At 72.8% G+C, this 14,077-nt stretch carries 13 protein-coding genes; 11 read left to right on the top strand and 2 right to left on the bottom strand.

All coding sequences use genetic code 11. The annotated features are described in order from the left end of the window. Positions 1 to 107: 107 nt before the first annotated feature. The 4 genes from ABFX81_RS40965 to ABFX81_RS40950 all read left to right on the top strand — a co-directional run bounded on the left by ABFX81_RS40965 (position 108) and on the right by ABFX81_RS40950 (position 3,918). A complete protein-coding gene (locus ABFX81_RS40965; RefSeq protein WP_086842767.1) occupies positions 108 to 1,547 on the top strand; it encodes a DHA2 family efflux MFS transporter permease subunit in 1,440 nt (479 codons plus the stop codon). A 147-nt stretch (positions 1,548 to 1,694) separates the two neighbouring features. Further along, a complete protein-coding gene (locus tag ABFX81_RS40960) occupies positions 1,695 to 2,147 on the top strand; it encodes a DUF6153 family protein (RefSeq protein ID WP_086842765.1) in 453 nt (150 codons plus the stop codon). Between the two features lie 88 nt (positions 2,148 to 2,235). Beyond that, on the top strand, positions 2,236 to 2,922 hold the full coding sequence (locus ABFX81_RS40955; RefSeq protein WP_086842763.1) for a DUF305 domain-containing protein: 687 nt from the start codon (positions 2,236 to 2,238) through the stop codon (positions 2,920 to 2,922). Between the two features lie 129 nt (positions 2,923 to 3,051). After that, positions 3,052 to 3,918 (top strand): F510_1955 family glycosylhydrolase, encoded by an 867-nt coding sequence (locus ABFX81_RS40950; RefSeq protein WP_086842761.1) that lies wholly within the window; start codon positions 3,052 to 3,054, stop codon positions 3,916 to 3,918. A 14-nt stretch (positions 3,919 to 3,932) separates the two neighbouring features. On the opposite strand, the gene ABFX81_RS40945 is transcribed toward ABFX81_RS40950, so the two are convergent. Beyond that, on the bottom strand, positions 3,933 to 4,823 hold the full coding sequence (locus tag ABFX81_RS40945; RefSeq protein ID WP_346139595.1) for a DUF5134 domain-containing protein: 891 nt from the start codon (positions 4,821 to 4,823) through the stop codon (positions 3,933 to 3,935). A gap of 152 nt (positions 4,824 to 4,975) precedes the next feature. On the opposite strand from ABFX81_RS40945, the gene ABFX81_RS40940 reads away from it, so the two are divergent. Both ABFX81_RS40940 and ABFX81_RS40935 read left to right on the top strand, forming a co-directional pair. Next, the gene (locus ABFX81_RS40940) at positions 4,976 to 5,818 is read left to right on the top strand and encodes a MurR/RpiR family transcriptional regulator (RefSeq protein WP_086842759.1); all 843 of its coding nucleotides are present in this window, start codon (positions 4,976 to 4,978) and stop codon (positions 5,816 to 5,818) included. A gap of 102 nt (positions 5,819 to 5,920) precedes the next feature. After that, the gene (locus ABFX81_RS40935; RefSeq protein WP_086842779.1) at positions 5,921 to 6,505 is read left to right on the top strand and encodes a hypothetical protein; all 585 of its coding nucleotides are present in this window, start codon (positions 5,921 to 5,923) and stop codon (positions 6,503 to 6,505) included. 74 nt (positions 6,506 to 6,579) lie between these two features. On the opposite strand, the gene ABFX81_RS40930 is transcribed toward ABFX81_RS40935, so the two are convergent. Then, on the bottom strand, positions 6,580 to 7,971 hold the full coding sequence (locus ABFX81_RS40930; protein WP_086842757.1) for a type III PLP-dependent enzyme domain-containing protein: 1,392 nt from the start codon (positions 7,969 to 7,971) through the stop codon (positions 6,580 to 6,582). Between the two features lie 126 nt (positions 7,972 to 8,097). Between ABFX81_RS40930 and hutU the strand changes: the two genes are divergently transcribed. The 5 genes from hutU to ABFX81_RS40905 all read left to right on the top strand — a co-directional run bounded on the left by hutU (position 8,098) and on the right by ABFX81_RS40905 (position 14,055). Next, a complete protein-coding gene (gene hutU / locus ABFX81_RS40925; protein WP_086842755.1) occupies positions 8,098 to 9,762 on the top strand; it encodes a urocanate hydratase in 1,665 nt (554 codons plus the stop codon). A 71-nt stretch (positions 9,763 to 9,833) separates the two neighbouring features. Beyond that, a complete protein-coding gene (locus ABFX81_RS40920) occupies positions 9,834 to 11,036 on the top strand; it encodes an allantoate amidohydrolase (RefSeq protein WP_346139617.1) in 1,203 nt (400 codons plus the stop codon). Further along, positions 11,027 to 12,379 carry a formimidoylglutamate deiminase gene (locus ABFX81_RS40915; RefSeq protein WP_428837266.1) on the top strand — a complete coding sequence of 451 codons (1,353 nt, stop codon included), beginning with the start codon at positions 11,027 to 11,029 and terminating at the stop codon, positions 12,377 to 12,379. Before ABFX81_RS40920 ends, ABFX81_RS40915 begins: the two co-directional genes overlap by 10 nt. Then, positions 12,376 to 13,665 carry an imidazolonepropionase gene (gene hutI, locus ABFX81_RS40910; RefSeq protein ID WP_086842751.1) on the top strand — a complete coding sequence of 430 codons (1,290 nt, stop codon included), beginning with the start codon at positions 12,376 to 12,378 and terminating at the stop codon, positions 13,663 to 13,665. The genes ABFX81_RS40915 and hutI overlap by 4 nt, the downstream gene beginning before the upstream one ends. A 66-nt stretch (positions 13,666 to 13,731) precedes the next feature. Further along, positions 13,732 to 14,055, top strand: coding sequence for a hypothetical protein (locus ABFX81_RS40905; RefSeq protein ID WP_086842749.1), 324 nt, complete (start codon positions 13,732 to 13,734; stop codon positions 14,053 to 14,055). The last annotated feature ends 22 nt before the right edge of the window (positions 14,056 to 14,077 follow it).

Below are 14,077 nucleotides of genomic sequence, written 5' to 3'. Positions count from 1 at the left end.
ACTGTACAGTTGAGTTCATGTGAACTGAACAGTACGGTTCAGATGGGGCGTCTGTCGAGCGAACTCGGCGCATCCACCCACCCATCGCAGAGCCCGGAGGACCCGTCATGACCCACTCCGCAGCCGGCGCGCCGCACACGGCCGCTCGCGATCACCGTCCGCCGCCCGCCGACCCGCGCCGCTGGGCGGCACTCGGGCTGATCTGCCTCGCGCAGTTCATGCTGATCCTCGACGTCACCGTCGTGAACGTCGCCCTCCCCGACATGGCGACCGACCTCGACCTCGGCCGGGAGACTCTGACCTGGGTGGTCACCGCCTACACCCTCTGCTTCGGCGGGCTGATGCTGCTCGGCGGCCGGCTCGCCGACGCCCTCGGCGCCCGCCGCACCTTGCTGGCGGGCCTCGCCCTCTTCACCGCCGCCTCACTGGTCACGGGTCTGGCCGAGAACGCTCCGACGCTGCTCGGCGGCCGAATCGGTCAGGGGGCCGGCGCGGCCCTGCTGTCCCCGGCCGCGCTCTCCATCGTCACCACGACCTTCCACGGCACCGAACGCAACAAGGCGCTCGGCGTCTGGGCGGCGATCGGCGGCACCGGCTCCGCGGCCGGCGTGCTGCTCGGCGGAGTTCTGACCGACGGGCCCGGCTGGGAGTGGGTGTTCTACATCAACGTGCCGGTCGGGCTGCTTCTGCTGGTCGCCCTGCCCGCCTTCCTCCCGGCCCGAGTTCCGCAGCCCGCACGGCTCGACGTCCCGGGTGCGCTGCTCGTCACCGTGGGCACCGCCGCTCTGATCTACGGTCTGGTCGAGGCGGGGGACACCGGATGGGCGGACGCCTCGGCCCTGCTGCCGCTGGCCGGTGCCGTGCTCGCGTACGGGGCCTTCGCGGCGGTCGAACGGGCCAGTCGAGCTCCGCTGATGGACCTGCGGATGTTCACCCGGCGGCCGGTGCTCGCCGGGGCCTTCCTGATGCTGATCGCCACGGCCCTGCTGATCGCGTTCTTCTTCCTGGGGTCCGTCTACCTGCAGCACGTCCGGGACTTCAGCCCGCTGAGGACCGGCCTGGTGTTCCTCCCCGTCGCCGTGGCCACCGGCATCGGAGCCCACCTCGGGTCCCGGCTCGTCGGCCGGATCGGCAGCCGCCCCACCGCGGTCGCGGGCATGGCCGTCGCGGCCGCCGGAAGCGTCCCGCTGACCCGGCTGTCGGAGAGCGGCAGCGTGTACGCCGGGCTCCTGCCGGGCTTCGTGATCGCCTCCCTCGGCGTCGGCGCCGTGTTCGTCACCGCCACGACCACCGCGCTGGCCATGGTGGAGCACCGGGAGGCGGGGCTCGCCTCCGGGGTCGTCAACACCTTCCACGAGGTGGGTGGTTCGATCGGCGTCGCCGTCGTCTCGACCGTCGCTGCCTCCGGCTTCGAGCGGGGCTCGGTGGGTGGCTTCGCGGACGCGTTCACGGTCTGTGTCGTGGCAGCCGCTGTCGGCGCCGTCGTCGCCCTGGGCCTCGTGCCGCGCGGCAAGCCGCAGTCGACAGGCGGTCCGCACGTGCACTGACCGAAATCGCCGCGGCAACTCGATCCAGAACCTCGTCCTCTCCGCTCGACGCGCTCAGCCGACCGGGACTCGTCCGAATCCGAGTGGTGGCGGTTAAGTCCCAACTGACTTAGTAGTATTCCGGTACGGTCGAGCACGGAGGATGAGTTGACCAAGAGCGGGCGGCTGCGGGCAGGTGGGGCCTTCGGGTACCTCCTGTTGGTCGCCATGCTCACGCTGGGCGTGTTCGCCATGCACACGCTGGGCCACCCGGAAGAGTCGCACGGACCGGGCACGGCCGGCGCTGTCGCCGGTGCCGAAGGCGCGCGACACGACAGCATGGCCCGGAACACCGCGCCCCTGGACGACCCCGAGCCCGAGCACGGGAGCGCGGCGTCGGCCGCCAAGTCGCCGGTGCACGAGCTCCCGGGCGGCATGGACCCGATGTCCGTGTGCCTGGCGGTTCTCACCGTGTGGCTGCTCGGGCTGTTCCTGCACGCGCTGGTGGTCCGCCGGCGAGAGCGGCTGACCGCCCTGCTCGCTCGATCGATGGCCTTGGCGCGCCCCGGCGCTCCACCGCCGAGACCGCTCCTCTCCCAGTTGTCAGTTCTGCGGATATAGGCCGAACCGCCGCGCGGCCCGTTCAGTGCCGCCCGCGCAGACGCCCACTCCGCACAGCCAGAAACTGACGACAAGAGGTATTCCGCACATGACTGCCTACAAGCACGTCCTCAACCGCCGCCTGAGCCGCCGTCTCGCGGTGGTGGGCGCGATCACAGCGGGCGGGCTGCTGCTCGCCGCCTGCGGCGGGGACGACATGAAGGGCATGGACCACGGGAGCGGCAGCTCCGCCTCCGCCTCCGCCTCGCCGACCCGGGCGACGGGGGAGAGCGCGGCGCCCGGCGCGTTCAACGACGCGGACGTCATGTTCGCGCAGATGATGATCCCGCACCACGAGCAGGCCCTGGAGATGTCCAAGCTCGCGGACGGCCGGGCCTCCGACACGGAGATCAAGACCCTGGCCGCCGAGATCGAGAAGGCCCAGGACCCCGAGATCCAGACGATGAAGTCCTGGCTGAAGGCCTGGGGCAAGCCGGAGTCCGCCGGGGAGAGCATGCCCGGCATGGACCACGGGTCCGGTGGCATGGACCACGGGTCCGGGATGTCCGGAATGATGTCCGACGAGGACATGAAGAAGCTCGAGGCCGCCAAGGGCACCGAGTTCGACCGGATGTTCGCGGAGTTGATGATCGAGCACCACAAGGGCGCGATCACCATGGCGGAGGACGAGCAGAAGAAGGGCCGTGACGCCACGGCCAAGAAGCTCGCCGCCGACGTCGTGAGGACCCAGTCCGCCGAGGTCGAGAAGTTCGAGAAGATCCTCGACCGGCTCTGATCCGCATCACCCACCGACCGCCCGGGGCTCCGAGGGGCACCCGAGGACCCCGGGCGGTCACCTCCCCATGCCGGCGCGGCCGTGGCCGGCGGTCGCCGCTCCCGCGCACCAGTACGCCCCCGAGGAATCATGAACAAGCGCCCCGCCGCCCTGGCGGCCACCGCCCTGGCACTCACCCTCACCCTGGCCTCATGCTCCGACACCGGAGACGGCGAAGACCCGACCGGCTCGCACACCACCTCCGGTACGACCGTCAGTCACATCCACGGTCTCGGCTTGGACCCCGGCGACCAGCGCCTCTACGTCGCCACCCATGAAGGCGTCTACACCCCCGGCCCCGAGGGGGAGCCCGAGCCGGTGGGCGACAGCAGGGACGACTTCATGGGCTTCACCGTGGCCGGTGACAAGACGTTCTACGCCAGCGGGCACCCGACCTCCGGCGGCAACAAGGGGCTCGTCAAGAGCACCGACGCGGGCGAGACCTGGAAGTCGCTGTCCCTGTCGGGCGAGTCCGACTTCCACGCCCTGGAATCCGCCCACGGCACCGTCTACGGCTACGACTCCACCAACGGCCTGGTGCGCACCACCAAGGACGGCGTCTCCTGGAAGGACGGGGCCCGGCTGGACGCACTGGACCTGGCAGTCAGCCCCGGTGACCCCGGCGTCGTCCTGGCCACCACCGCCGAGGGCGTCGCCCGCAGCGGCGACGGCGGACAGACCTTCGCCCCGGGGAGGGGGCCGGTGATGGCCTTCCTCTCCTGGACCGCCAAGGACGGCCTCTACGGCATCGACAGCTCCGGCCGCCTCAACCGCAGCACGGACGGCGGCACCACGTGGAAGAAGGTCTCCACCGTGCCGGGCGGCCGGCCGCAGGCGCTCACCGCCGTGGGGGCAGAGCACGTCCTCGCCGCCACCCGGACCGGGGTGTTCGAGTCGGAGGACGGCGGCAGGACGTTCAAGAAGCGCCTGGCCGTCACGTCGAGCGGCGGTCACTGATCCGCGACGGGTGGTCAGGCGGCCATCATGACGAGCATGGCGCACATCGTGCCGCCCATGCCGATGTGGGCCGTCAGCGCAGCGCCCGGTGACGTGCCCGGTGGGCGACGGCGGCTTCGGCTGCCCGCTGCGGCGTGGGCCCGGCGCCTGTCACCTCCCGGCCGTGCCCTGTCCCAGACGGAGAGGGCCAGGGAGGCGGCGAACACCACGATCGCGTCGGGCAGGGCCAGGAGCCGCCGCGCCCAGCGGCCCTTGCCCGCGGCGCGGCCCGCACCCGCCGGCCGGTCGGTGCCCCGGAGCCGCGCCCAGACGGCCGCGACGATCGAGAGCAGGAAGTACACGGCGAGGGCGAGCAGGACGGCACGCCACACGGAAGCGGAGTCTCCCGAGGCGGGGCTGTGGGCCGCGCCGGTCGTCATGCCGTGGGCGGTCATCCCCGAGGAGTGGTCCATGCCCTCCGTCCCGGCCATGCCCGCCATCCCCACGGTGTCGGATCCGTGCCCGTGGCCCATGCCGGCCATCGAGTGCCCGCCCACCGCGAGGACCGGCGCGGAGTTCGTACCGGGCATGGCGAGCGTCATGATCACCATGGCGGCACTGCCGATGATGTGATGCGCCCAGCGGCGGCCGTGCCGCCAGCCGTGCAGCCGGGCATGGCGTACGGACAGGGCCACGCCACCCAGGCCGACGGCGGTGAACGCCGCCACCCACCACAGACCGTGGTCGCCGAAGCCGGACGCCGTCGCGGGCAGGAACATCGCAGCCATGCCGCCGGCCATGACGAGATCGCCTCCGGCCGCGAACCGGGCCCTTCTGCTGTCGGCGGCTGCCAGCCGGGCCGCGCTCACCACGGCCACGAGTGCGGCGATCGCCGCCAGCATCCAGTTGAGGGTCGGACTTCCCATCGCTGCCCTCCGCATCGACTACGGATGTCCTTAGTACGTCGGGGTGCCGAGAGACGTTCAGCGGCAGGGCCGGCCCTTCGGTCCCGCTTGCCGGTCTGCATATGCTCATGCAGAATCCTCAGCTACTGAATAGGCGAGGGGGAGTACACGTCATGAGCGCGACCGACAGCCCTGCCGCGCGGTTGCAGGCGCTCTTCGAGGGCCACCGGCTGACGCCGACCCAGCGGCGCATCGCGCACAGCATGGTGCGGCGCGCCGCCGACGTGCCGTTCCTGTCGAGCGTGGAGCTCGCCGAACTGGCCGGGGTCAGCCAGCCGTCCGTGACCCGCTTCGCCGTCGCGCTCGGCTTCGACGGCTACCCGGCCCTGCGCCGCCACCTGCGCGAGGTCGCCCCCGCCGAACCCGCCGCGGACGCCGGGTCCTACAACGAGTACCAGCAGGCCGTCGAGGCCGAGATCGAGAACCTGCGGCACCTGGCGGAGGCCCTGGCCGACCCCCGCCCCGTTCAGCGGGCGGGGCGCCTCCTCGCGGCCTCCCGCCCGCTCCCCGTGCTCGGGCTGCGGGCGGCGGCCGCCCAGGCGCACGGCTTCGCCTACTTCGCCGCCAAGGTCCACTCCGACGTACGGCTCCTCAACGAGGGCGGCACGATGCTCCACGACCGCATCGACGCCGCCGTCCGGGCCGGTGCGACCGCGCTGCTGTGCTTCGCGCTGCCCCGGCACCCCCGCGAGGTCGTCGACACCCTCGACTACGCCCGACAGGCCGGGCTGACCGTCGTCACGGTCGCCGACTCCGCCTTCGCGCCGGTGGCCAAGATGTCCGACCTGCTGCTCCCCGCCGCCGTCGGCACCGGCCTCGCCTTCGACACGGCCTGCGCCCCGATGCTGCTCGGCCGGGTCCTGCTGGAGGCGATGTGCGACGACCTGCCGGAGGCCCAGTCCCGCCTGGAGGAGTTCGACGTGAAGGCGGCGGCCCGGGGACTGTTCGTCGACTGACCGCACGGGCACCGCATTCTCAGACTCGTCTCACGTTGTGTCGCTAACGTGTTTCTCCTGTAACACCCTTCAGGCGCTTCGCAGACCGGACGGAGGATGAACGTGACGCGCGGAGGACAGGGACTCGCTCGGGTGGCCGTCGTCGTACGGGCGGGGGCGGCACCGCTGTGGTGGCTGGGTGTGGTCGCGGCGGGCGTCGGCTCGCTGCCCCCGGGACTGACGGGCCGTCGCATCGGCGTCCTGGCCGGGGCGGCACTGTTCGTCCTGGCGACGGCCGCGGTGGCCTACGGACGCCGCAAGCGCTACGTCACCCTCGCCGCCTGCGCGGCCCGCGCCGGCAAGCACGACATCCTCCAGGACCGCGCCGTCACGTCACGCAACTGGCGCCGCCACCTCCGCTGGTGGCTCGTCCTCGCCTTCCTCGCCGCCCTGGGCAGCGCCTTCGCCGTACCCGCCGCGGCCGGCCTGCTCCTGGCCGGCTGCGGCGCGGGCCTGTGGCTGAAGGCCGCGTGGCTCGGCCGCCGCGAGCGCGCGGACGAGGCGTTGCTGTGGGTGCGGGTGGACTGGCTGCGCGGGGGCGCGGGCGGCCCCGCGGGCAAGCGGGTCAAGGCGTACCGCAGCACGGGTGTCGCGGCGGGCGACGCTGCCCCCGGCGGGGCGCGAAGGAAAACACCGGCGCTCGTCTGACCGGGCAGGGAGGAGACCGGCCCAGGGGCGCGGGGAACCGCGCGACCAGCCATGTCGGACGTGTGGCCGGCACACTACGGAAGCACCCACGGCGCCCGGCCGCCCACCAGCGCATCGACCTGAGCCCCTCCGGACTCCGCCACGACCTCCTCGACCGTCTGCGCCTCCCGCACCACCGCGAAGGCGACACGCCCCTCCTGGCCCGGCCCGAACCCGTAGATCGCAGGCCGGACAAGCGAGTTGTACGCATAGTGATGCGCGAAGTAGTACGCCCCCGTATCCAGCGCCGCCGCGAAGTCCCCCTGCCCCAGCAACGGCAGCGCACAGCCCTCGGCCAGCAGGTCGCCCGAGAAGCACGCCGGTCCGGCCACGTCCTGCACGACGGCCGGACCGTCCTTCGGGCGCCCCTTGGGGTCGTACGCGGCGATCCTCAGCGGCCAGGCTTCCGGCGCGTACACCGTCCGCGTCGCCACCTGCACGCCCGCGTGCGTGACCGCCACCGGCCGGCCGCCCGCGCTCTTGGCGTATTCGACGCGCGCCACGACCGTCCCGTGCTTCGCCAGCAGTGACCGCCCGAACTCCGTCACCAGTCCGTACCGCCCGTCGAACAGCCCTGGCACCTCCTCGGCCAGCGTCCGCGCGTACTGCGCGTACGTCGGCGTCGTCGCGTCCGTCGCGAAATTCACCGGCAGCCCGCCGCCGATGTCGAGCGTGTCGACCTGCCGCCGCCCGGCCCGCCGGTTGATCTCCTCCGCCAGCTCGTACGTCTCCGCCACGCCCCGCGCCATCAGGGACAGCGGGACCCCCTGGGACCCGGTGTGCGCGTGCAGCCGGGTCAGCCACGGCCGGTCCAGATACGCCCGGACGACCCACTCCCGGGCGCCCTCGTCGCGCAGCGCCACTCCGAACTTCGACGTCGCCGTGGCCGTGGACGTCGCCTCGATGGAACCCCCGCCGATCTGCGGATTCACCCGTATCCCGAGCGGGGACCGGCTGGCGGCGGACCTCATCAGGGCGTCGATGCGGTCCAGCTCCTGCGGGTTGTCCGCGTTGACGGCGATGCCCAGGGCCAGCGCCTCGCGCAGCTCCCCGGGCGTCTTGGCCGGTGAGTCCAGCACCGTCATCTCCGGGCCCAGCCCCGCCGCCCGTGCCAGCGCCAGCTCGCCGGGGCTCGCCACCTCGGCGCCGACGCCCTCCTCGCGCAGCAGCCGCAGCACCGGCACCAGCGGGGTCGCCTTCACCGCGAAGGCGTGCAGCACGGGCGTACCCGGTGCCACGACCGCGTCGAAGGCCGCCCGCAGCTCCGCCGCCGACTCCCGGATGCCGGTGACGTCCAGCAGCCCGACGATGGGGCGGTCCGGCCCGAGCAGCCCCTGTTCCACCGCGGCCCGCACCGCCTCGTCCCGCCGGGCCGCCCGGCCGGCGCCGGTGTCGTCCGCCTCTTCCGCCTCGATGTGTGTGCCCATGCATCCAGCCAAACATCCACGGCACCGCCGCGCCGACGCCCCGACGTATTGACTAGCTCTATTCATGAGGCCAGGATGTGAATAGAAGCAGCAACATCGCCGGGAGCACCCACCAGGAGGCAGACCATGTCAGGACCCCGCCCCGTCCGAGCATCGCGCGGCACGGAAACGAGCGCCCTGGGATGGCAGCAGGAAGCCGCCCTGCGCATGCTCCAGAACAACCTCGACCCGGAGGTCGCCGAGCACCCCGACAAGCTCGTCGTCTACGGCGGCACCGGCAAGGCGGCCCGCGACTGGCGCTCCTTCGACGCGATGGTGCGGACGCTTCGGGGGCTGAAGCAGGACGAGACCATGCTGGTCCAGTCCGGCAGGCCCGTCGGCGTCATGCAGACCCACGAGTGGGCCCCGCGCGTCCTCATCGCCAACTCCAACCTCGTCGGCGACTGGGCGAACTGGGAGGAGTTCCGCCGTCTGGAGGCCCTCGGCCTGACCATGTACGGGCAGATGACGGCCGGCTCCTGGATCTACATCGGCACCCAGGGCATCCTCCAGGGCACCTACGAGACCTTCTCCGCCGTCGCCGCGAAGAAGTTCGGCGGCACCCTCGCCGGGACGATCACGCTGACCGCCGGTCTCGGCGGGATGGGCGGCGCCCAGCCGCTCGCCGTGACGATGAACGACGGTGTGGCGATCTGCGTCGACTGCGACCCGCGCGCCATCGACCGGCGCATCGAGCACCGGTACCTGGACGTCAAGGCCGACTCCCTGGACCACGCGCTGCGGCTCGCCGAGGAGGCCCGGGACGCCCGCCGCCCGCTGTCCATCGGCGTCCTCGGCAACGCCGCCGAGCTGGTGCCGCAGCTGCTCGCCATGGGCGCCCCGATCGACATCGTCACCGACCAGACCTCCGCCCACGACCCGCTGGCCTACCTGCCCCTCGGCACCGCCTTCGAGGACATGGCCGACGCCGCCGCCAAGGACCCGGCCGGCTTCACCACCCGGGCCCGCGAGTCCATGGCCCGGCACGTCGAGGCCATGGTCGGCTTCATGGACGCCGGCGCTGAGGTCTTCGACTACGGCAACTCCATCCGCGGCGAGGCGCAACTCGCCGGATACGACCGGGCCTTCGCCTTCCCCGGCTTCGTCCCCGCCTACATCCGCCCGCTGTTCTGCGAAGGCAAGGGCCCCTTCCGCTGGGCCGCCCTGTCCGGCGAGGCCTCCGACATCGCGAAGACGGACAAGGCGATCCTCGACCTCTTCCCGGAGAACGAGTCCCTGGCCCGCTGGATCCGCATGGCCGGGGAGCGGGTCCACTTCCAGGGCCTGCCCGCCCGCATCTGCTGGCTCGGCTACGGCGAGCGGGACAAGGCCGGTGAGCGGTTCAACGACATGGTCGCGAGCGGGGAGCTGGCCGCGCCGGTCGTCATCGGCCGCGACCACCTCGACTGCGGCTCCGTCGCGTCCCCCTACCGGGAGACCGAGGCCATGCTCGACGGGTCCGACGCGATCGCCGACTGGCCGCTGCTGAACGCGATGGTGAACGTGGCGTCCGGGGCGTCCTGGGTGTCCCTGCACCACGGCGGCGGTGTCGGTATGGGGCGGTCGATCCACGCGGGGCAGGTGACGGTGGCCGACGGTACGAGGCTGGCCGGCGAGAAGATCCGGCGGGTGCTGACGAACGACCCCGGCATGGGAGTCATCCGGCATGTCGACGCCGGGTACGACATCGCGGAGTCGGTGGCTCAGGAGAAGGGCGTCCGTGTCCCGATGCGTGAGGGTGACGAGGCGTGACCGAAGCGAACGGCACCGGTTCGCTGGGGTCGGGAGACCGTCCGCGGCCTGTCGGCGCCTCCTTCCACCAGATGTGGCGCGACCTCCTGCCCATCGGCCGGCACCCCGCCTCCCACGGCTACCGCCGCTTCGCCTGGAGCGGTGTCGACGGTGACTGCCGGGCTTGGTTCGAGGAGCAGGCCGCTGCCCGCGGACTGCGCTACGAGGTCGACCGGAACGGGAACCAGTGGGCCTGGCTGGGTGACCCCGCCGCCGGGGACGCCGTTGTCACCGGGTCGCATCTCGACTCCGTGCCGGACGGCGGGGCCTTCGACGGTCCCCTCGGAGTCGTGTCCGCCTTCGCCGCACTGGACGAACTGCGCGGCCGGGGCGCGCGGTTCACCCGGCCCCTCGGCATCGTGAACTTCGGGGACGAGGAGGGCGCCCGGTTCGGGCTCGCCTGTGTCGGGTCCCGGCTCACCGCCGGGCAGCTCACCCGCGAACAGGCCCACCGGCTCACCGACGGCGAGGGCGTGACCCTGCCCCGGGCCATGGAGGCCGCCGGATACGACCCCGACGCCATCGGGCCCGACCCCGAGCGGCTCGCCCGCATCGGCGCCTTCGTCGAACTGCACGTCGAGCAGGGCCGGGCCCTCGACCTGTCCGGCGACCGGGTCGGCATCGCCAGCGCGATCTGGCCGCACGGCCGGTGGCGGTTCGACTTCCGGGGCGAGGCCAACCACGCTGGCACCACCCGGCTCGCCGACCGGCGGGACCCCATGCTGTCCTACGCCGAGACCGTCCTCGCCGCCCGCCGCGAGGCCGAACTCGCCGGTGCCGTCGCCACCTTCGGCAAGATCGCCGTCGAGCCGAACGGCGTCAACGCCATCCCCTCCCTCGTGCGCGGCTGGCTCGACTCGCGCGCCGCCGACCAGGACAGCCTGGACGCCGTGGTCGCCGGCGTCGAGAAGGCTGCCGGGGAGTATGCCGCCGCCCACGGCGTCGATCTCGCCGTCGTGCGCGAGTCGTTCACCCCCGTGGTCGAGTTCGACCACGCCCTGCGTGACGAACTCGCCCGCATCCTCGGCAGGGACGCCGACCTCACCGTCCCCGTCCTCGGCACCGGCGCCGGACACGACGCCGGGATCCTGTCCGGGAGCATCCCGACCGCCATGCTGTTCGTGCGCAACCCCACCGGCGTCTCCCACTCACCGGCCGAGTCCGCCACCGAGGACGACTGCGTGGCCGGGGTACTCGCACTCGCCGACGTACTGGAAGGACTGACGTGCAGGTGACCACAGCAGCCACGCGCACGTACTGGCTGGAGCACGCCTGGCTCGGCACGCACGTCGAGCCGGGCGTGGCACTCGACGTCCGGGACGGCCGCATCACCGCCGTCCGCCCCGGCACGGCCACCCCGCCCCCCGGTGCCGAGGTCCTGCGCGGCCTCACCCTCCCAGGGCTGGCCAACGCCCACAGCCACGCCTTCCACCGCGCCCTGCGCGGCACCGTCCAGGTCGGCTCCGGCACCTTCTGGACCTGGCGGGAGGTCATGTACGCCACGGCCGCCCGGCTCACCCCGGACACCTACCACGCCCTCGCCCGCGCCGTGTACGCCGAGATGGCCCTGGCCGGCATCACGGCGGTCGGCGAGTTCCACTACGTCCACCACGCCCCCGGCGGCACCCGCTACGCCGACCCCAATGCGATGGGCGAGGCCCTGATCGCGGCCGCCGCCGAAGCCGGGATCCGCATCACCCTCCTCGACACCGCCTATCTCTCCTCCGGTTTCGGGCAGCCGCCCACCACCCCTCAGCTCCGCTTCTCCGACGGCACGGCGGACGCCTGGGCCGAACGCTGTTCAGTTCTCAAGGAACAAAATCACGCGCGGATCGGGGCGGCGATCCATTCCGTACGGGCCGTGCCCGCCGACCAGCTGGCGACCGTAGCCCGGTGGGCGGAGGAGCGGCGGGCCCCGCTCCATGTGCACCTGTCGGAACAGACGGCCGAGAACGACGCCTGCCGGGAGGCCCACGGCCGCACCCCGGCCCGGCTGCTCGCCGACCACGGCGTGCTCGGCCCGCGCACCACCGGCGTCCACAACACGCACCTCACCGACGAGGACATCGCCCTGCTCGGAGGCTCCGGCACCGGCACCTGCATGTGCCCCACCACCGAGCGGGACCTCGCCGACGGCATCGGGCCCGCCGTCGCCCTTCAGCAGGCGGGCTCGCCGCTCTCCCTCGGCTCCGACAGCCACGCCGTGATCGACCTGCTCGAAGAGGCACGCGCCATGGAGCTGAACGAGCGCCTGCGCACCCGTACCCGAGGCCACTGGACGGCGGCGGCCCTCCTGCGGGCCGCCTCGGCGGACGGGCACTCGGCACTCGGCTGGGAGGACGCGGGCGCCCTGGAGCCCGGCGCGCTCGCCGACTTCACGACGATCGCGCTCGACTCGGTCAGGACGGCAGGGCCGCTTCCGCGGCTCGGGGCCGAGACGGCCGTATTCGCCGCGTCGGCAGCAGACGTGTCGCATACGGTCGTGGGAGGCCGGCACGTCGTACGGGACGGGGCGCACTCGCTCGTACCGGATGTGCCGCGAGCCCTCGCCGACGCCGTCGCAGCCCTGCGCGGATGACCCCGGGCCGCCCCTCCGAGCGGTCGGCCCCCGAACCCGACCCCACCGCCGACCAGGCCACCAAGGACGCCATGAGCAACGCGACGACCGTCAGCCCCGCCCACTCCGCGAGCACCGCAAGCACGCTCATCACCAACATCGCCGCCCTGGTCACCAACGACCCCTCCCTCGGTGACAATTCCCCCCTCGGACTGATCCAGGACGCGGCCGTCGTCATCGAAGGCGACCGCATCGCGTGGACCGGTGATCAAAGCAAAGCACCCGCCACTGACAATCGGGTCGACGCCGGCGGCCGGGCGGTCCTCCCCGGCTTCGTCGACTCCCACTCCCACCTCGTCTTCGCGGGCGACCGGACGCAGGAGTTCAACGCCCGGATGTCGGGGCGGCCGTACAGCGCGGGCGGCATCCGCACCACCGTCGCGGCCACCCGCGCCGCCACGGACGAGGAACTGGAAGCCAACGTCACCCGTTACCTCGCCGAGGCCCTCCGCCAGGGCACCACGACCTTCGAGACGAAGTCCGGCTACGGCCTCACGACCCACGACGAGTCCCGAGCCCTGCGCGTCGCCGCCCGCCACACCGACGAGGTCACCTACCTCGGCGCCCACATCGTCGCCCCCGAGTTCGCCGAGGACCCGGCGGCCTACGTCGCCCTCGTCACCGGCGAGATGCTCGACGCCTGCGCCCCGCACGCCCGCTGGATCGACGTCTTCTGCGAGAAGGGCGCCTTCGACGGCGACCAGGCACGCGCGATCCTCACCGCCGGCAAGGCACGCGGCCTGCACCCCCGGATCCACGCCAACCAGCTCTCCTACGGCCCCGGCGTGCGGCTGGCGGTCGAACTCGACGCGGCCAGCGCCGACCACTGCACCCACCTGACGGAGGAGGACGTCGACGCCCTGGCGAACAGCCGCACGGTCGCCACCCTCCTCCCCGGCGCGGAGTTCTCCACCCGCGCCGAGTGGCCGGATGCCCGCCGCCTCCTCGACGCGGGCGCCACCGTGGCCCTCTCCACCGACTGCAACCCGGGCTCGTCCTTCACCTCGTCCGTCCCGTTCTGCATCGCGCTCGCTGTACGGGACATGGGCATGACCCCGGACGAGGCCGTCTGGTCGGCCACGGCGGGCGGCGCCGCGGCCCTCCGGCGCACCGACATCGGCCGCGTCACCCCGGGCGCGTACGCCGACCTGACGCTTCTCGACGCCCCGAGCCACGTCCACCTGGCCTACCGTCCGGGCGTCCCGTTGGTCACCGGAGTCTGGCGGCGCGGGCAGCGCGTGGTGTGATCACCGGCTCCGGGACAATGCGGTTGGCGTCGGCGGACGACCGGCACCACCGGAGGGCGGGGACGGATGGCAAGGCACTGGTCGGCGCCACTGCTGGTGAACGTGCTGCTCGGGATCCCGGGCGTGGTGCCGTTCTGGCTGCTGTGGTACCTCGTGGTGAACTGGCCGCTCGCCGAACTCGGCTGGACCGTGCGGGAACCGACGGAGAACGACGGCATGGCCCTCTGGCTCGTGATCGTCGTCCCCGTGGTCACGCTGTACGGACTGATCTGGTGGCTCGCCAACATGCCGCTGCGCCACCGGACGGCCCTTGCTCCGCGCACGTACTGGCTGCTGAGCCTGGCGGCTCCGCTCGTCCCGACGGCCGCGCTGATCCTGAACCCCTGGTAGACCGCCGACGGCACGCGCCTGG

The sequence above is a fragment of the Streptomyces coeruleofuscus genome, assembly GCF_039532725.1.
Classification (GTDB): domain Bacteria; phylum Actinomycetota; class Actinomycetes; order Streptomycetales; family Streptomycetaceae; genus Streptomyces; species Streptomyces coeruleofuscus.
This window is presented reverse-complemented; position numbering and strand designations above follow the sequence as displayed.